Genomic DNA, 16,935 nt, shown 5'->3' with positions numbered 1-16,935 from the left:
TTATTTGATGACGGTTACTTTTGCTGTGTCTCCTAAACCATAGTTACCGGTAAGTAGTATTTTATCGGTCGGCAATAATTTGGGAGAGAGGATCTCAACCTTATCTACTGATTCCATTCCCTTTGTTACGGGAACTTTTACTGCGGTAACACTGTCTATCATTTTCATGATCCAGAACTGGCTCTGAACTTCATCAGTTAGTACTGCTGATTTCAATAAGGAAACTGTATGCAGCCTGGATTGCTTAACGATATTTACTTTTGCGATCAGGTTCTCAGGAATCTGCCTTTCAGTATTCACCCTGATCACAAAATTCTGTGTCTGTGATACTGAATCTACCGTCGGCATCGCCATTTCCACATAACCATTCAGCAGGGTTTTATCCGGAAGCGTTAATTGTAAATTTTTATTGGAAGCGAGGTATGGCCGGAGTTCATAAGGAAGCGAAAGAATGAATACAAAGCTTTTGGTGTCGGTAATCGTAAGTAGCTGTTCTCCATCCTGCACATAATCGCCAGAGCGATAATTGATCTGCGTGATAAAGCCTGTGCCAGGTGATTTGATATGAATGGAGCCGTCGAAATGTAAGGATGTATCCAGTTTGGTAATGGTGTTGCCCAGGCTTTGCGATTCTTTCGTTCTTACGACGAAGAGTTCCTGCCCCTTAATAACGTAGCGCCCAACTTCTGCATTTACTAATTGCAAGTAACCGTTGGCACTTGATTTTACAAATGTCTTTAATCGATAGGAAGATACAGCGTTGAGTTCAACACTGTCCGACATATCGCCTGTCTCTGGTTCGGTAAGTGTCACAGGCGTTGCACCTCCTGCTGCGGCTTCTTCTGCCGCAGGTGCCGCTTCTTTTTTATCGCCGGATTTACAGGCAACCAAAAAAAGTAATGAAATAAAAACCGCCAAAGCATGTTTTACTAATCTCATGTTCTTTTATTTTTTATTCCAGTAATTGATCTGGTTAATGATCTGTAATTTGTTGGTATTGTTTTGCCTGATGGTGTTTTTCGCGTTGAGATAATTGCCGATGGCCAGGATATAATCCGCCATACGTGCATCGCCCGTTTCGAGTAATTTTCTATTCGCTTCCACCAACGTTTCGGTGTATTTGATCTGGCTGTTCAACTGGTCAATAAGAGCCTGCGTATTTTTTAACTGCTGGCTGAGTTGTGCAAGTTGTTGATCGTATTGTTTCCTGAAAAAATCACGATAGCCCTGTCTCGTTCTTTCGGAGATCGCAATTTTATCATGTTGCATTTTTCTTTGCCTACCATCGTAAATTGGGATCGCAATATTTAGTCCTACGCTAACACCGAAATTTTTATAAAAATCTGAAGGGAATGCGGTCAGGTAGCCTCCATCAGCATACGCGCTAATTTTTGGTTTGTAGGTATAGTCGATCAAGGCATCACTGTTACGCAATTTCAAACTGTCGATTGTGTATTGCTGGTAGAAGACAGTGCTTTGTGCATCAGGCAAGAGGGCCAGTTCAATTGACGGCGCAGGCAAGGGAAGCGTAGTGGTATCCGTGATGCCAGCGAGATAATTCAAGGTCGCAAAATCATTTTGGTATTGCAGTCTCGCCTGCGCAATCTGAATTTCCTGAGCCTGAACGGTGACCAGGAAACTTAAATAATCTGTTTGCCTGTACACACCTTTTTCGGTCAGATTTTTTAAGATCAATTCCTCTTTTTTGAAGAGGGCGAGCATTTCCGAATTAAAACTTACCTGCTGCCAATCACCGTAAGCGGTGATGTATTGTGCAGTTACGGATTTGATCAGATCCTGCGCAGAAATCTTACCCGTGATGGTTAATGATTCATTCAACAGGCGGATTGCTTCATATTGGCTGTTCAGGTAATCTTTTCTTGTAAAGTCTTTAGAAACTGTGATCAGTTGACTGAAATTTGCACCATTGGTTACAGCGCCATCATACCCGAAGCCGCCGAATGAAGGCGCGTAGCTGTTGGTACTATTGGCCGTGACCTGCGGCTTTGTTGCTGCCTGGATGCGTAAGCTATCGATCAGGTTGGCTAATTTCTGGTTGTTATAATCATTAAGAAGGGGACTGTTCTGCGCAGCCGCATTCAGGTAATATTCGAGCGAACGGTCTTGTGCATTTGCCAAAAGCGAGAATGATACAAAACAGATCGTGAAAAAAATATAATTCAGTTTCTTATTCATATCCTTGTTTAAAATAAATGATGAACTCGTGTTCATGGAATGCATAATTGTAGGCGATTGTAAATCCGGCAAGCGTACAAATTTCTTTTACAATTGCCAGCCCAAGGCCAGTACTTTCCGCTAATTGCTCTTCCTTGTAAAAACGCTGGAATATTTTTTCCTTATTCAGTGGGCCATCAGCTGCATAATTTTTGATCGAAAGTGAATAGTCATTCAAGCTGATGGCGACTGTTCCATGCATCGGTGTGTAACGGATCACATTGTTAAGCAGGTTATTGATCATTATCTCTGCCAGGTGCTTATGAAAACTTAAACAAACTTCGTCTGCTGTGACAGCTACGGTCAGCTCCTGCGCCTCGATCAACTCTTCCCTCTCCGCAAGTTTGGCCTGTAGTATTTGTGTCAGGTTGATGTTTTCGCTTAATTCAAACTGCCTGTTTCCCAGTTTGGTTAGCAGTAACAGTGACTGGTGAAGTTTTGATAATTTTAAGGTAGCATCTTCTATTGTAAGTAATTGCTGAATGAATAACTCTTTACCCTCTGCAAGCTGCAGCATAGATTCTACTTTGGACCGGATCACGGCCAGCGGTGTCTGCATTTCGTGGGAGGCGTTCTCTGTAAACGTTTTTAGGGCCACGTAGTCCTGGTAAATTCTTGTGGTCATTTTATTCAACGAATCGTTGAGGAGGTCCAGTTCATCAATGTCTTGCTTTGAAAGCTGCAGCGGTGTTTTTACAGCAAGCTGGTAATCTTTGATAGTGTCGATGGTCGTATAAAAAGGCTTCCACAGCCGCGTGATGAGTTTGCGGTTAATGAGGTAATTAGATAACAGGATAAATGCAATCATGCATACGGTTACAAGTATGATCAATTGCAAAAGATCCTCTGTTTCTGTTTTAGACTGATTGACAGAAACCATATATAGTTTGCCACCGGCATTTACTGTAAAAGACAATTGGCGTATGGGCTCTTTTTCATCTTCTAATTTATTATACGCTTTCGAAGTATGGGGTTTTGGATTTTCGATGGGTCTATTCGTTGGAACAGCTTCTATCCATTGATGCCGGGAAGCAAGTAATTCAGGTAACTGGTTATGTTCTTTCACAAAGTCAATTACCTCTTGTTGTTCTACCCGTAAGCCACGGTCAAGTTGTCTTGTCAAAACATAATCAAGCACAAAATAAAATGCCACGCTACCCACAACAAAGGTCAGGATCGTAGCTGTGATGTTGACACGGTTATACTTCGTAAATAATTTCATGGCAACTGCATTTTATATCCTTCACCGTACATCGATTTAATGGAATCTTCACCGCCTGCCGCAAGTATTTTTTTGCGCAGGTTCTTGATATGCGAATATATAAAGTCGTAATTGTCGGGGAAATCCATCTGGTCACCCCAGAGATGCTGCGCGATCGAGTTTTTAGAAAGGATGCGGTTGCGATTCACCACAAGGAACAGCAGGAGTTGAAACTCTTTCTGAGTAAGGTCGATGCTTTTCCGGTTAATAAGGACGGACTTGCTGGTGGTGTCTATTTGTATGTCACCTGCTGCAACAATAGACTGCCCATTGTAACTCTTGCGCCGAATGATGGCTGCGATCCTTACACTGAGTTCGGCGAAGTGGAATGGTTTGATGAGATAATCGTCCGCGCCTAGTTGTAGCCCTTCTATTTTATCCTCCAGGGATCCGCGCGCGGATATAATAATTACCCCATCATTTTTCTTATCCTGTCTCAGGTAGTTCAGCAGGTCGAGACCTGAGCCGCCTGGTAACATGATATCCAGCACAATGCAATCGTAACTATGGTAATCAATCTTTTCGAGCGCATCCTTGTAGGTGAATACAGATTCACACAGGTATCCTGCCGCCGCCAGGAAAGCTGCCATGCTCTGATTAAGGGCTGGTTCGTCTTCAATGATGAGGATCTTCAAGTGTAGCTGGTTTACAATAGCGAAGTTGCTCTATAATATTGGAGAGATTCTGTAGAAGCGGTATCTTTTTTCGAATTCAGAATTTCCTCAGAATCGGGGGTTTATTTTACATATGGCTATACCGCAAATCCGTTTGTTATTTGTGCTGTTGTTTATTTTTTGCACTGCGACCTGTATCTCACAGAACCTTGACATCAATATTTTAAAAGGGATCAATCCCGATGTGCCCAACAGTGGTGTCTGGCGCGGGTTTAGTTCTTCCGTATCACCGGTCATCATTGGCCTGCCGGTGGGCATGTACCTGGTCAGCCAGCTTAAACGCAATCAAAATGGTAAGGTCAAAGCCCTTCATATCGCAGGCGGGATCCTTACCTCGATGTTAATCACCCAAGCGACTAAATATACTGTTAATCGCGACCGCCCCTTTATTACCTACCCATTGGATGTTCATCCTTTTGATAATAGTGAGACTGGGTTGTCTTTCCCTTCACAGCATACTTCATTTGCTTTTGCTACGGCTATGACTTTGAGTATGCATTATAAGAAATGGTATGTTATTGTACCAGCTTTTGCATGGGCTGCTGGCGTTGGATATTCGCGCCTCTACCTCGGCCAGCATTACCCAAGTGATGTGGTAGCCGGTGCCGCACTTGGTACTGGCAGTGCCATTCTTTCTGAATGGTTGTGTAAAAAAATATGGCCCAAGAGTCACCAATCTTTGTGAGATAAGGAAATGGATTAGTATCTTTTTATTGCTTTTTTATTTACAAAACTTAACTTAGATAAACCGATGTTATCCGCGCATAACCATATCACACAAAATGAACCCTCAAGCGGTTTTGTTTGCAAATTGTTTGCACAACAAAAAAGCAGCTATGAGGTTTCCCTTCATAACTGCTTGATTATTAAGTGGGCCCACCTGGGCATGATCCAGGGACCCCCTGATTATGAGTCAGGTGCTCTAACCAACTGAGCTATAGGCCCATTGATCTGAAGCATCAGATCAACAAGGCGGCAAAAATAACAAAATCGGGCACACATTCAAAACCATTTCTCCTCGCTTACCTTTGGGGCTATGCTGAATCCTAAGAACATCATCTTCGACCTCGGCGGGGTCTTGCTCGATATCGACTTCGCCCGCACCGGCCAGGCCTTTGAAAAACTGGGCGTTCACAATTTTCTCTCGCTCTACAACCAATACCACGCCGATGCTTTTTTCTCCGATTTTGAAAAAGGCAAACAGTCAGACGAAGCCTTTTTCAACCACATCCAGGAAATCTGCAACTGCAGGCACCTCAGTCACAGCCAGGTACGCGATGCCTGGAACGCCCTGCTCATCCGCTTCCCGGAAGAACGGGTGGAATGGCTGTTTTCGATCGCGGAAAAGTACAGGATCTTTCTTTTTTCAAACACCAACCAGGTTCACTACAAATGGTTCGCTGCGGCGTTTGAAAAACAAACCGGTAAAGTTTTCAATGATGTTTTTGTAAAAGCCTATTACTCCCACGAAATGGGGCTCCGCAAACCAGACCCGGCATCTTACCAGTTGATTCTCGACGAGCAGGAGCTGGTTCCTTCTGAAACCCTCTTCATCGACGATACCGAAAAAAACACGATCGCCGCCGCCGAACTGGGCATGCAAACGGTTTTCCTGGAGAAACCAATGTCTGTGATGGAACTGGGCCTTTGAGTTTCTTTCCTGGGGGGCAGGATGGCTATTTCACCTCCTCAAATTCAATATAATCGCCTTTCGATGGCGCCGTAGAGGCCTGCTGTTGCTGCGCACGCGCCTGTTGCTGCTGCTGTTGCTGAAACTGCTCCTGCTGGCGTTGCTGCATCTGCTGCATCTCGCGCATTTTGTCTTTCACCTGCGAAGTGGCTTTGCCCACAGGAATAACCAGTTCGAAAATGAACTTGTACAGGAAATAAATAAGAAGGCCGTAAAAGATGTATTTCAGTAACATGGGTCAAAGATAATGGCTGATGATGGTGTTTTTTGTTAAGGTTGACGATCGGTTGGTCGTAATATTTTGACCAATATTAGCCAGGCACTGTGCCCTTAACAACATTTTGACAGTTTTGTTGGGTGAATACGGGCCCCAAATCTCCCTTGGCTTTCTTGGATTTCTGAAAAAAAGACCTACATTTGCAACATACAATGAATCGAAAGAAGGGAACGGAAGCGTTCCCTTCTTCTATTTTAACATGGCAAACGAAGCACAGATACAACAATTGGAGGCCTTTGTGGGCGAGATCCTGGCGGAAGAACCCGAGTTCTTTCTCGTATCCCTGCGCATCAAACCCACCAACAATGTAAAAGTGTTCGTGGACGGCGACCAGGGCATCACCATCGAAAAATGCGTGCGCATCAACCGCAGGCTGTATAAGGCGATCGAAGAAAGCGGGATGTACCCCGACGGCGATTTTTCGCTCGAAGTCTCTTCGCCCGGCCTGGATGAACCGTTGAAACTCACGCGGCAGTTTACCAAAAACATTGGCCGCGACCTGGAGATCACCTTCAACGACGACACCAAAAAAGAAGGCAAACTGCTCTCTGTAACCGACGCAGACATCATCCTCGAACACACCGAAGGAAAAGGCAAAAAAGCGGTAACCCAGCAGATCGTGGTTCCGTTTGCGAATATCAAGACAGCTGTTGTGCAGGTGAAGTTTTAAGCTTCGGGCACCGGCTACCGGAAGATCGAAAAAAAACAATTCAATCAATAGGTAAATCAGCCAAAGCGCGATTTGCCGCAAAACAAACATTCAATACCAAACTGGCTTGCAGCCGGGGAGCATTAGGCCCGCAGCTAAAACAGCCAACATAAAGTAAAAACAAAAACTATGGCCAGTATCAATCTCATTGAGGCGTTCCAGGAGTTTAAAGACGCAGAAAATATCGACCGCCCCACGATGATGAAAGTCGTTGAAGACGTATTCAAAACCTTGCTCCGTAAGAAATTCGGGAGCGATGATAATTTTGACGTGATCGTGAACGCGGAAAAAGGTGATCTCGAGATCATCCGCCGCAGGATGATCGTTGATGATGGTGAAGTGATGGACCCCCTGGCCGAAGTTGCCTACACCCAGGCCTCCAAGATCGAACCCGATTTTGAAGTGGGTGAAGAACTCTACGAAGAAGTAAACATTTTCGATTTCGGCCGCCGCGCCATCCTCGCCGCCAAACAAACACTGGCGAGCCGCATCAGCGACCTGAAGAAAAATGTACTCATACAGAAATACGGCGCACGCATCGGCGATATCATCTCCGCTGAAGTGTACCAGGTATGGAAAAAAGAAGTTTTGCTGCTCGATGAAGAAGGCAATGAGCTCATCCTTCCAAAGTCTGAACAGATACCGCAGGATTATTTCAAGAAAGGGGAGAACATCCGTGCCGTGGTGGCCCGTGTTGACCTGAAAAACAACTCGCCTGTCATCATCCTTTCCAGGACAAGTCCTTTGTTCCTTGCCAAATTGCTCGAGATCGAGGTTCCCGAGATCTTCGACGGGTTGATCGCCATCAAAAAGATCGTTCGCGACCCGGGAGAAAGGGCGAAAGTGGCCGTGGAATCTTACGACGACAGGATCGACCCGGTGGGCGCCTGCGTAGGTATGAAAGGAAGCCGTATCCATGGCATCGTACGCGAACTGAAAAACGAGAACATCGATGTGATCAATTTCACATCCAACATACAATTGCTGATCCAGCGTTCGTTAACACCGGCCAAGATCAGCTACATGGAGCTGGATAACGAGAAGAAACATGCTGAGGTTTACCTCAAGGCAGACCAGGTTTCACTCGCCATCGGCCGCCGTGGCGTGAACATCAAACTCGCCTGTGAGCTTACGGGTTATGAGATCGATGTGTTCCGCGAAGACGAAGAAGTGGCAGATGAATTTGACATCGATATGGATGAGTTCAGCGATGAGATCGAACCATGGATCATCGAAGAATTCAAAAAGATCGGTTGCGATACCGCCCGCAGCATCCTGAAACTCTCTGCAGAAGAACTCGAAAGAAGGACCGACCTCGAGAAAAATACCATCGACGAGGTAAGAAGGATCCTCCAGGAAGAGTTTGACAGGGAAGAATAGCAGGGTGAAGGGTTTGGAGCGGTTAGGGGATGTTTACTTCAAACTCCATACACCTAACGCCCCAAAGCAGCTTATAAGAGCATATCTTTGTCCGAGGGCTGAGGAATTTGCCTTTGGGAACGATTTTTGAAAAGAATACCGTCCATGAGCCATTGTCCATAGTTCATGAACGCCGACCCTAAAAGATGGACTAAAAAATACTGAATGTCAGAACTGAAATTACCGAGACTGTTAGCAGCCGCCAAAGAATTCAACATTGGCCAGGATACCCTGGTCGAATTTTTGGTGAAGAAAGGATTTAACCGCGATGACCTGAAGCCCACCGCCAAGCTCCAGGAAGACCAATACTATGCGCTGCAGGCAGAGTTCCAGAGCGATAAAGTTGCGAAGAACAAGGCCGACCAGGTAGAGATACCCAAGGGTGCGCAGGCAGAGAACAAGAAGAAAAGAGACGAGGAAGAAATCACTTTCAGGAAAGAAGAGAAGAAACCGGCCCCGGCCAAAGAAGAGCCCAAACCGGAGGTTGCTCCCGTTCCTGAACCACCCAAGCCAGAGCCGGTGGCAGAAAAACCTGCACCAACTCCTGATCCGGGCATCGTTAAAATAGAGGCGCCCGAACTGGAAGGCACCACGGTGATCAATAAAATCGACCTGTCGGCCATCGATTCTTCCACGCGTCCGAAAAAGACCGCGAAGAAAAAAGAAGAGCCTGCCGAAGAAACGCCTGCGGCAGAAACAAAACCTGCGGCCAAGAGCAAAAAGAAAGAAGCAGAACCCGTTGCAGAAGCACCGGCGCCTCCTCCTGCACCGGCTCCCGCGCCTGTTGTAGCCGCTCCGGAAGAAACGGCTCCCGTGATCACCAACATCCGGGCAGAAAAACTCGAAGGGCCAAAGATCCTCGGAAAAATAGAATTACCTGTGAACAGCGATACACGCCCCAAACCAATGGGCCGTGATGAAAAACGCAAACGCAAACGCATTCCTGTTGACAAGGCAGGCGGTCCCGGCCAACCCGGCGCGGCCCAGCCTGCACGCGATGCAAATGGCAAACCGCTTACAGGTCCGAACAGGCCGATCGTTCCTGCAAACAACAACACCGGTGGACGCGACAACCGCGGACAGGGTGGGTTTAACCGTGGCGGACAAGGCGGTCCAAACCGTGGCGGCAACCGCAGCGGCGGTCCGGCACAACGGCGCGAAGACAAAGAGATCGATCAAAAAGCGATACAGGAGAAGATACGCGAAACCCAGGCTAAGCTTGCCGGAACGGGTGGACGTGGTAAGAGCCTCAAGGCAAAATACCGCCGCGCCAAACGCGACGAAGCCGCTGAGAATATGGGCGATGAGGTGGTAGACAACAAGCTGCAGGTAACCGAGTTCGTTACCGTTAGCGAACTTGCCAACCTCATGGATGTAAGCTTTGCAGACATCATCGGGAAATGTATGAACCTCGGTATCATGGTATCCATCAACCAACGCCTCGATGCGGAAGTGATAGAGCTCGTGGTAAGTGAATTTGGTTACGAAGTGGAGTTCATTGGTATAGAAGACGCAGATGAGATGGACGACGATGATTACGAAGACAGCGAAGAAGAACTCGTGCCAAGACCACCGATCGTTACCATCATGGGGCACGTAGACCATGGTAAAACATCATTGCTCGATTACATCCGTAATGCGAACGTGGTAGCCGGTGAGGCCGGTGGTATCACGCAGCACATTGGTGCGTACGAGGTTACCTTGCCAAACGGGCAGGCCATCACCTTCCTCGATACACCGGGCCACGAAGCGTTTACCGCGATGCGTGCAAGGGGTGCCAAGGTTACCGATATCGCGATCATCGTGGTAGCGGCAGACGATGCGGTGATGCCGCAAACCAAAGAGGCCATCAGCCACGCACAGGCAGCGGGTGTTCCGATGATCTTTGCGGTGAACAAAATAGACAAAGACGGAGCCAATCCGCAGAAAATATACGAACAGCTTTCGCAGATGAACATCCTCGTGGAAGCATGGGGCGGTAAATACCAGAACCAGGAACTCTCTGCAAAACAGGGATTGAATGTTGACCTGTTGCTGGAGAAAGTATTGCTCGAAGCAGAAGTGCTCGACCTCAAAGCCAACCCGGAAAGGGAAGGCAACGGAACGATCATTGAAGCCTCGCTTGATAAAGGACGCGGTTACGTAGCAACCATTCTCGTACAGAACGGAACACTCCGCCAGGGCGACCTGATCGTATCGGGCCAGCATTACGGACGTGTAAAAGCAATGTTCAACGAACGTAACCAGCGCATCGAAGAAGCACCGCCATCAACACCGGTAGTAATATTGGGATTGAACGGCGCGCCGCAGGCCGGTGAAAAATTCCGCGTTTACGAAGACGAAGGCGAAGCAAAAGAAGTGGCCACCAAACGTGCACAGTTGCTGCGTGAGCAGGGACTGCGTGCAAGAAAACACATTACGCTTGATGAGATCGGCCGCCGTCTCGCACTCGGTAACTTTAAGGAACTCAACGTCATCATCAAAGGAGACGTGGACGGATCCGTAGAGGCTCTGAGCGATTCATTGCAGAAACTCTCAACAGACGAGATCGCGATACGCGTGGTACACAAAGGCGTAGGACAGATCTCCGAAAGTGATGTATTGCTGGCAACGGCATCGGATGCGATCATCATCGGGTTCAACGTTCGTCCGTCTATGCAGGCCAACAGGCTCTCGGAAACCGAAGGCGTGGAGATCAAGCTGTACTCGATCATCTACCAGGCGATCGACGAGATCAAGAGCGCGATGGAGGGTATGCTTGAACCGAAGATCCAGGAAAAGATCACGGCCAATGTTGAGGTACGCGAGGTCTATAAATTCGACAAGGCAACGGTTGCCGGCTGTTTTGTACTCGAAGGAAAGATCGCCCGCAACAGCAAGATCCGCATCATCCGCGATGGTATCGTGGAATATCCGAAAGGCGAGGGCCAGTCGGGCGAGCTGGGCAGCCTGAAACGCTTCAAAGACGACGCCAAAGAAGTTGCATCGAACATGGAGTGCGGTTTGACCATCAAAAATTACAACGACATCAAAGTTGGCGATATAGTAGAGGCTTTCGAAGAAGAGGAAGTGAAGAGAACGCTCTAGCAGCTACCGGCTGCGGGCGGGGCCATGGGCTTTTGAGGGGTATAAGCATCCGGTGTTTATACCCCTCTTTACAAAAAAGCCATATTCCAAAGCATGTGGGGACAGCCAAACAGCTAACACCTTGTTAAAAGCCATCCCCAAATAATATAACAAACTACTTTTGAGATTATGAAGAAACTGGTTTTACTCCTTATCGTGAGCTGTGCGGCTGTGGTTACGGTGTCGGCACAGGTAAAAAAAGTGTTGGCCGACGGGATCGTTGGGCAGGTTGGTGATAAGATCATTCTCCGCTCGGACGTTAGAAATGCGATCGAAGATATGAAACGCCGCGCGGCACAATCCGGACAGGAAAACGCGGTGTTGCCAACAGAGTGCCAGGTTATGGAAGGACAACTCATCCGCAAGGCGCTGGTATTGCAGGCCCAGAAAGATTCGCTTCATGTGAACGAAGATGAACTGGATGGAGAACTCGATAACAGGATCCGTTACTACATACAGGCTTACGGCGGTAAAGAAGTGCTCGAAGAGATTGAAGGAAAGACAGTATACCAGATCAAGGAAGATTTCCGCGAAAGCTTACGCGAGCAGAAACTGGCCGACCAGATGCAGCAGAAAATTGTGGAGCTGGTAAAGATCACACCAACAGAAGTAAAAGCGTTCTACGCAAGAACACCCAAAGACAGCCTCCCTTTTTATGAAAGCGAAGTAGAGGTAAGCGAGATTGTTGTGCATCCAAAAGCAAACAAGGATGTGGAAGAGTACGTTGCCAAACAAATGAGCGATTATAAAAAACAGGCAGAGGCACAGGGACCGAAAAAATTTGACCAACTCGCAAAAACATACAGCGAAGACCCTGCAGTAAAAGAGAACGGCGGCCAGTATACCTTGAACAGGAACGATAAAAATACCTGGGACCCTACTTTTCTTAAAACAGCATTCAGTTTGAAAGAAGGACAGATCTCCGCACCGGTAAAATCAAAATTCGGCCTGCACATCATTATGATGGTGAGCCGCGCGGGCGATGAAGCCGTGGTAAAACACATACTCCGCATACCGCCGATCGCAGACATAGAGATCAATGAAACAAAGAAGATGCTCGATTCGGTGCGCAAGAACCTTATCGATGGAACCATCAGTTTCGGCGCCGCAGTGAGCAAGTACAGCGATGACGAACAGAGCAAATTCACCGCCGGCTCAAAAACCGGCAGGGATGCCAATGGCCAGGCAACCACATTTCTTACCATCGACCAGCTCGATAAAGACATGGTTGTATTGCTGAAAGACCTGAAGCCAGGGAGCTATTCGGCACCACAGGTAACAAAAGATGAGCGCGGTTCAACAGTGGTAAGACTCGTATACCTCCGCAACCGCACAGAGCCACACCGCGAAAACCTGAAAGAAGACTACGACCGCGTTGCAAAAAGAGCGCTGGAAGAGAAAAAAACAGGTGCGCTGGAAAAATGGTTCAAAGAGCATATTCCAACTTATTTTGTTTCGATTGACAAAGACTTTGCATCCTGCAGCAGCCTGAACGAATGGAGCAAGGCGGCGGCCAATGCGGCACAGGCAAGAAACTAGGAAAAAAGAATACCGGCAAAAGGGTAAACAGGACGGGCAACCGGCACATCCTGTTTACCCTTTTTTTATTGCCCGCACCTTTCCCCAAAAAAAGATTTGGAAAATTACATGTATGTACATACATTTGTATTGTGAAATTAGAAAAGGCCATACAAAGTACAAAATTCAGAAGCGAAGTGCAAAAAGCGGGATTGAATATACTGTACACAGCCTGGTGGTTGAAAACAGTAATGAGCAGGGAAATGAAAGAGTTCGGGTTAACACATGAGCAGTACAATGTGTTGCGCATTTTAAAAGGCAAGTACCCGGAGCAGATGTGCGTAAAAGACATTGCCTGCAGAATGATAGAGAAAAACTCTAACGTGCCTCGTATCATAGACAGGTTGGAGCTGAAAAAACTGGTGAAACGCGCCACTTCAGCCATCGACAAAAGAGAAACGGTGATTACGCTTACGCAGAGCGGCATAGCCATTTTAAATGCAACAACAGCGGTGGTAGACAAACTCATGGACAGCATGCTTTCCATCAACGAAAAAGATGCAGCCGAACTCAACCACCTTCTTGAAAAAGTACGGACAACCGAAGACTGATTTTTTTTGAATAAATAGGTGTATATACACGCATTAAAAAGATAATTATGAAAACGATATTACACAAAGCAGATACAAGGGGCCATGCCAACCATGGATGGCTCAACAGTTACCACAGTTTCAGTTTCGCAGGCTATTACAATGCCGAGCGCCACAATTTTGGAGCGCTGCGTGTGTTGAACGATGATACGGTTGCCGCAGGAATGGGTTTTGGAAAACATCCGCACGATAACATGGAAATCGTTTCCATTCCATTGTCTGGCGACCTGCATCACAAGGACAGTACGGGCAGGGACGAGATCATACGCCAGAACGATGTCCAGATCATGAGCGCCGGCAGCGGTATCGCGCACAGCGAAACCAATGCAAACCGCGACAGGGAAGTAAAATTTTTACAGGTGTGGGTCTATCCGAAAGAAAAAAACATCGAACCCCGCTACGAGCAGAAAAATTTTGCGCCCGAAAACAGGCAGGACAAGATCGTGACCGTTGTTGCTCCCGATGATGCAAACGCAGTGTGGATCAACCAGGACGCATGGTTTTCGCTGGGCAAGCTTTCGGAAGGTCTCGCTGCAAACTACCAGCTGCACAAAGAAGGAAACGGTGTGTATGTTTTTGTACTCAACGGCACCGTTACCGTAAACGGCCAGGTTCTTGAGGCGCGTGATGGTTTTGGAATTTCAGAAACGGGTTCCATCAGCATAACCGCAACTACCGCCGCAGATATTTTACTCATCGAAGTTCCTATGCAAACACAAGGAGAATAATTATGAAAAACAGAACGATCAAAAGCATCTTGTACGCAACGCCAATGGATATGGGCGGAATGCCCATCAGGCAGCCGTTCCCTTCTGCAAAGGCCGAACAGATCGATCCGTTCCTGCTGCTTCACCACGCAGATATTAAAGTACCCACGCATGTTGAAACAAGGCATGCCGGTGTTGGTCCGCACCCGCACCGCGGCTTCTCGCCCGTGAGTTTTATTTTTAAAGGCGGTGTGCATCACCGCGACAGTCGCGGCAACAACAACATTGTTTACGCAGGCGGCACACAATGGATGAACGCGGGAATGGGTGTGATACACAGTGAGCGCCCGCCGGCAGACATTCATGAGATCGGTGGCAGGCAGGAGTTGATCCAGCTTTGGGTAAACACACCCGCCAAACACAAAATGGATGCGCCGCAATATCAACCGCTCACGGCTGAAGAAACGCCTGTTGTAAGATCGGGAGATGGATCAACATCCATCAACGTGATCGCCGGAGAACTGGATGGGGTGAAAGGGCCAATCAAAACATTGTCTGACGTGAACACCTTTACGGCAACCATCCGCAAGGGTGGGAAATATTTCTTCAACATTCCTTCATCACACAACGCATTTATTTATGTGATGGATGGAAAGCTCACCGTAACAGGCGATGGCGAAGTAGATGCGAAATATGTTGCCGTATTCAACAACGATGGCGATGGCTTTGAACTTGAGGCCACGGAAGACACACGCCTCTTCATCGGAACCGGTGAACCGCTGAACGAACCGATGGTTTCGCACGGGCCGTTTGTAATGAACAACCAGACAGAACTGATGGAAGCGTTCAGGGATTACCAGTTGGGAAAAATGGGCGTACTGATAGAAGACTGAGATACCGTATTTATTCAAACATCAATTATAAATTTTAAAAACCAATTTTATGTCAACTTACAAAATCGATGCAGCACACAGTGAGATCACTTTTAAAGTGAAACACTTAATGATCACCAATGTAACAGGTAGTTTTACCAGGTTCGATGCCACGCTTGAAAGCGATGCAGATGATTTCAGCGATGCAAAGATCACTTTTGAAGCAGATGTGGACAGCGTTACCACCAACAACGAGCAACGCGACGCGCATTTGAAAGGCGATGATTTTTTTGCGGCAGATAAATTTCCGAAACTGAGTTTTGTTTCGAAAAGCTTTACTAAAAAAAGCGATGACCAATACACGCTTACGGGCGATCTTACCATCCGCGACAATACGAAAACAGTTGAGCTCGCCGTTGAATACGGTGGAACGGTTACGGATCCATGGGGACAGGTAAAAGCCGGTTTCGAGATCAACGGGAAGATCAACCGCAAAGATTTCGGCTTAACCTGGGGCGCGGTAACAGAAGCCGGTGGTGTTGTGGTGAGTGATGAGGTGAAACTGCATTTTAACATAGAGATGGTCAGGCAATAAGTTGATGTAGGAATAAATACCGATCCCTGGTGTTGCCGCAGCCTGCGGGCAGCGGTAACACCTGAGGGATTTTGAAAGAATGTTCTTTTTCGATTTCCATGGTCGATATTCGTTCCTGATTCTTACCTAATTATTTACGATGACCACAGCCACGATCGGATCAACCAGCTACACCGTGTCTTTACAGAACGGGCGACACGAATTCTTATCAGACGAGCCACTTGAAAAAGGCGGTGCAGATGCCGGTCCTGACCCCGACGAATTGCTCGAGTCGGCGCTCGCAAGCTGCACCGCGGTAACGTTGCGGATGTATGCCGACCGCAAGAAACTGGCGGTGGCGGGTATAGAAGTAACCGTAAAGCTGCAACGCGTGGATAAGAAGACGATCTTCACCAAATCGATAAAAATACACGGGAACGTAGACGATGCCCAGCGGAAACGCTTACTGGAGATCGCGGAGCTTTGTCCCGTTTCGAGAACACTGATGAACGAGGTAGAGATCGCCGGAACAATATCCTGATGGGCGAACAAGGAGCGGGATTGTGTGTTATAGATGTTAGTGGTTGGATTGTTAAACGGTTACCATGCAGTACTGGTAACCGGTAAAACACCGGCCCATACAGGCAAATCAATCAACAATGAACATAGAGATCATATCAGGAAGCCCTAAAAAAGACAGCATATCCTTCCGGATCGCTGTTTTTCTGAAGCGCTTTCTATCAGAAAAAACGAATCACAACGTAGGCATCATAGATGTGCGTGAATGGAACCTGCCTTTGTTGCAACAGGTATTTTCATCCGATGAAAAAACGCCGGACCCGTTCAAGCCGCTGGCCAAACGCATGTTTGCGGCCGACGCATTTATACTGGTTTCGCCGGAATACAATGGAAGCTATTCGCCGGCGCTCCAGAATTTACTTGACCATTTCCCGAAGCAGTCGCACAAGCCATTTGGCATTGTAACCGCATCCGCGGGATCGATGGGCGGGATGAGATCAACACAGCAGTTGCTGCTTTTGGTACCGGCCCTGTTCGGCATCGCATCGCCGCATATGCTGGTAACCCCGTTTGCAGACAAGAAATTTGATGCGGATGGCAATCTCCTCGACGAGGCCTTCCAGCGAAACATAGATATTTTTGTTAATGAGTTTCTGTGGCTGGCCACAGCGCTCAGGCCGGAACTTGAAACAGCGTATAATTAA

General features: G+C 47.3%; 17 protein-coding genes and 1 tRNA gene. 12 read left to right on the top strand and 6 right to left on the bottom strand.

Going from position 1 to position 16,935, the window contains the following annotated elements:
* Genes GWC95_RS18870 through GWC95_RS18855 form a run of 4 tightly spaced genes read right to left on the bottom strand, consistent with a single transcriptional unit; the run spans window position 1 to window position 4,131 of the window.
* Entirely contained in the window at window positions 1-939 is a 939-nt protein-coding gene (locus tag GWC95_RS18870; protein WP_161820260.1) for an efflux RND transporter periplasmic adaptor subunit, read from the bottom strand.
* 6 nt (window positions 940-945) lie between these two features.
* The gene (locus tag GWC95_RS18865; RefSeq protein ID WP_161820259.1) at window positions 946-2,196 is read right to left on the bottom strand and encodes a TolC family protein; all 1,251 of its coding nucleotides are present in this window, start codon (window positions 2,194-2,196) and stop codon (window positions 946-948) included.
* Window positions 2,189-3,457 carry a sensor histidine kinase gene (locus GWC95_RS18860; RefSeq protein ID WP_161820258.1) on the bottom strand — a complete coding sequence of 423 codons (1,269 nt, stop codon included), beginning with the start codon at window positions 3,455-3,457 and terminating at the stop codon, window positions 2,189-2,191. Before GWC95_RS18860 ends, GWC95_RS18865 begins: the two co-directional genes overlap by 8 nt.
* Entirely contained in the window at window positions 3,454-4,131 is a 678-nt protein-coding gene (locus tag GWC95_RS18855) for a response regulator transcription factor (RefSeq protein ID WP_161820257.1), read from the bottom strand. Before GWC95_RS18855 ends, GWC95_RS18860 begins: the two co-directional genes overlap by 4 nt.
* A gap of 112 nt (window positions 4,132-4,243) precedes the next feature.
* On the opposite strand from GWC95_RS18855, the gene GWC95_RS18850 reads away from it, so the two are divergent.
* Window positions 4,244-4,855, top strand: coding sequence for a phosphatase PAP2 family protein (locus GWC95_RS18850; protein WP_161820256.1), 612 nt, complete (start codon window positions 4,244-4,246; stop codon window positions 4,853-4,855).
* Window positions 4,856-5,041: 186 nt separating this feature from the next.
* Here the strand turns inward: GWC95_RS18850 and GWC95_RS18845 are convergent.
* Window positions 5,042-5,115, bottom strand: a tRNA-Ile gene (locus GWC95_RS18845).
* A gap of 91 nt (window positions 5,116-5,206) precedes the next feature.
* Between GWC95_RS18845 and GWC95_RS18840 the strand changes: the two genes are divergently transcribed.
* Complete coding sequence (locus GWC95_RS18840) at window positions 5,207-5,821, top strand: HAD family hydrolase (protein ID WP_161820255.1); 615 nt, start codon at window positions 5,207-5,209, stop codon at window positions 5,819-5,821.
* A 25-nt stretch (window positions 5,822-5,846) separates the two neighbouring features.
* Here the strand turns inward: GWC95_RS18840 and GWC95_RS18835 are convergent, their stop codons facing one another.
* Window positions 5,847-6,095, bottom strand: a complete 249-nt coding sequence (locus tag GWC95_RS18835; RefSeq protein WP_161820254.1) for a hypothetical protein — start codon at window positions 6,093-6,095, stop codon at window positions 5,847-5,849.
* A gap of 241 nt (window positions 6,096-6,336) precedes the next feature.
* Here GWC95_RS18835 and GWC95_RS18830 point away from each other — a divergent pair, with 241 nt between their 5' ends.
* The 10 genes from GWC95_RS18830 (at window position 6,337) to GWC95_RS18785 (ending at window position 16,935) form a co-directional block, all read left to right on the top strand.
* Window positions 6,337-6,807, top strand: coding sequence for a ribosome maturation factor RimP (locus tag GWC95_RS18830; RefSeq protein WP_161820253.1), 471 nt, complete (start codon window positions 6,337-6,339; stop codon window positions 6,805-6,807).
* 168 nt (window positions 6,808-6,975) lie between these two features.
* Window positions 6,976-8,226: a transcription termination factor NusA gene (gene nusA, locus GWC95_RS18825; protein ID WP_161820252.1), complete on the top strand. Its 1,251-nt coding sequence runs from the start codon at window positions 6,976-6,978 to the stop codon at window positions 8,224-8,226.
* 204 nt (window positions 8,227-8,430) lie between these two features.
* On the top strand, window positions 8,431-11,352 hold the full coding sequence (infB, locus tag GWC95_RS18820) for a translation initiation factor IF-2 (RefSeq protein WP_161820251.1): 2,922 nt from the start codon (window positions 8,431-8,433) through the stop codon (window positions 11,350-11,352).
* A gap of 168 nt (window positions 11,353-11,520) precedes the next feature.
* On the top strand, window positions 11,521-12,930 hold the full coding sequence (locus tag GWC95_RS18815) for a peptidylprolyl isomerase (protein ID WP_161820250.1): 1,410 nt from the start codon (window positions 11,521-11,523) through the stop codon (window positions 12,928-12,930).
* Between the two features lie 131 nt (window positions 12,931-13,061).
* Entirely contained in the window at window positions 13,062-13,520 is a 459-nt protein-coding gene (locus tag GWC95_RS19860; protein WP_161820249.1) for a MarR family winged helix-turn-helix transcriptional regulator, read from the top strand.
* Window positions 13,521-13,567: 47 nt separating this feature from the next.
* Window positions 13,568-14,287, top strand: coding sequence for a pirin family protein (locus tag GWC95_RS18805; protein WP_202630314.1), 720 nt, complete (start codon window positions 13,568-13,570; stop codon window positions 14,285-14,287).
* Between the two features lie 2 nt (window positions 14,288-14,289).
* Window positions 14,290-15,159 carry a pirin family protein gene (locus GWC95_RS18800; protein WP_161820248.1) on the top strand — a complete coding sequence of 290 codons (870 nt, stop codon included), beginning with the start codon at window positions 14,290-14,292 and terminating at the stop codon, window positions 15,157-15,159.
* 49 nt (window positions 15,160-15,208) lie between these two features.
* Window positions 15,209-15,733 carry a YceI family protein gene (locus GWC95_RS18795; protein ID WP_161820247.1) on the top strand — a complete coding sequence of 175 codons (525 nt, stop codon included), beginning with the start codon at window positions 15,209-15,211 and terminating at the stop codon, window positions 15,731-15,733.
* Between the two features lie 139 nt (window positions 15,734-15,872).
* Window positions 15,873-16,253 (top strand): OsmC family protein, encoded by a 381-nt coding sequence (locus GWC95_RS18790; protein WP_161820246.1) that lies wholly within the window; start codon window positions 15,873-15,875, stop codon window positions 16,251-16,253.
* A 118-nt stretch (window positions 16,254-16,371) separates the two neighbouring features.
* Window positions 16,372-16,935: an NADPH-dependent FMN reductase gene (locus GWC95_RS18785; RefSeq protein ID WP_161820245.1), complete on the top strand. Its 564-nt coding sequence runs from the start codon at window positions 16,372-16,374 to the stop codon at window positions 16,933-16,935.

This window comes from Sediminibacterium roseum, from assembly GCF_009939005.1.
GTDB classification, from domain to species: domain Bacteria; phylum Bacteroidota; class Bacteroidia; order Chitinophagales; family Chitinophagaceae; genus Sediminibacterium; species Sediminibacterium roseum.
Note: the sequence above shows the minus strand (reverse complement) of the source record. Positions and strands in the feature narration are given on the sequence as shown.

Excerpts from the sequence above, each read along its gene's own strand:
- GWC95_RS18835 (WP_161820254.1), bottom strand. The coding sequence starts at position 6,095 with ATGTTACTGAAATACATCTTTTACGGCCTTCTTATTTATTTCCTGTAC.
- GWC95_RS18840 (WP_161820255.1), top strand. The coding sequence starts at position 5,207 with ATGCTGAATCCTAAGAACATCATCTTCGACCTCGGCGGGGTCTTGCTC.
- GWC95_RS18865 (WP_161820259.1), bottom strand. The coding sequence starts at position 2,196 with ATGAATAAGAAACTGAATTATATTTTTTTCACGATCTGTTTTGTATCA.
- GWC95_RS18800 (WP_161820248.1), top strand. The coding sequence starts at position 14,290 with ATGAAAAACAGAACGATCAAAAGCATCTTGTACGCAACGCCAATGGAT.
- nusA (WP_161820252.1), top strand. The coding sequence starts at position 6,976 with ATGGCCAGTATCAATCTCATTGAGGCGTTCCAGGAGTTTAAAGACGCA.
- GWC95_RS18860 (WP_161820258.1), bottom strand. The coding sequence starts at position 3,457 with ATGAAATTATTTACGAAGTATAACCGTGTCAACATCACAGCTACGATC.
- GWC95_RS18795 (WP_161820247.1), top strand. The coding sequence starts at position 15,209 with ATGTCAACTTACAAAATCGATGCAGCACACAGTGAGATCACTTTTAAA.
- GWC95_RS18815 (WP_161820250.1), top strand. The coding sequence starts at position 11,521 with ATGAAGAAACTGGTTTTACTCCTTATCGTGAGCTGTGCGGCTGTGGTT.
- GWC95_RS18850 (WP_161820256.1), top strand. The coding sequence starts at position 4,244 with ATGGCTATACCGCAAATCCGTTTGTTATTTGTGCTGTTGTTTATTTTT.
- GWC95_RS18790 (WP_161820246.1), top strand. The coding sequence starts at position 15,873 with ATGACCACAGCCACGATCGGATCAACCAGCTACACCGTGTCTTTACAG.
- GWC95_RS18805 (WP_202630314.1), top strand. The coding sequence starts at position 13,568 with ATGAAAACGATATTACACAAAGCAGATACAAGGGGCCATGCCAACCAT.
- infB (WP_161820251.1), top strand. The coding sequence starts at position 8,431 with ATGTCAGAACTGAAATTACCGAGACTGTTAGCAGCCGCCAAAGAATTC.
- GWC95_RS18785 (WP_161820245.1), top strand. The coding sequence starts at position 16,372 with ATGAACATAGAGATCATATCAGGAAGCCCTAAAAAAGACAGCATATCC.
- GWC95_RS18870 (WP_161820260.1), bottom strand. The coding sequence starts at position 939 with ATGAGATTAGTAAAACATGCTTTGGCGGTTTTTATTTCATTACTTTTT.
- GWC95_RS18830 (WP_161820253.1), top strand. The coding sequence starts at position 6,337 with ATGGCAAACGAAGCACAGATACAACAATTGGAGGCCTTTGTGGGCGAG.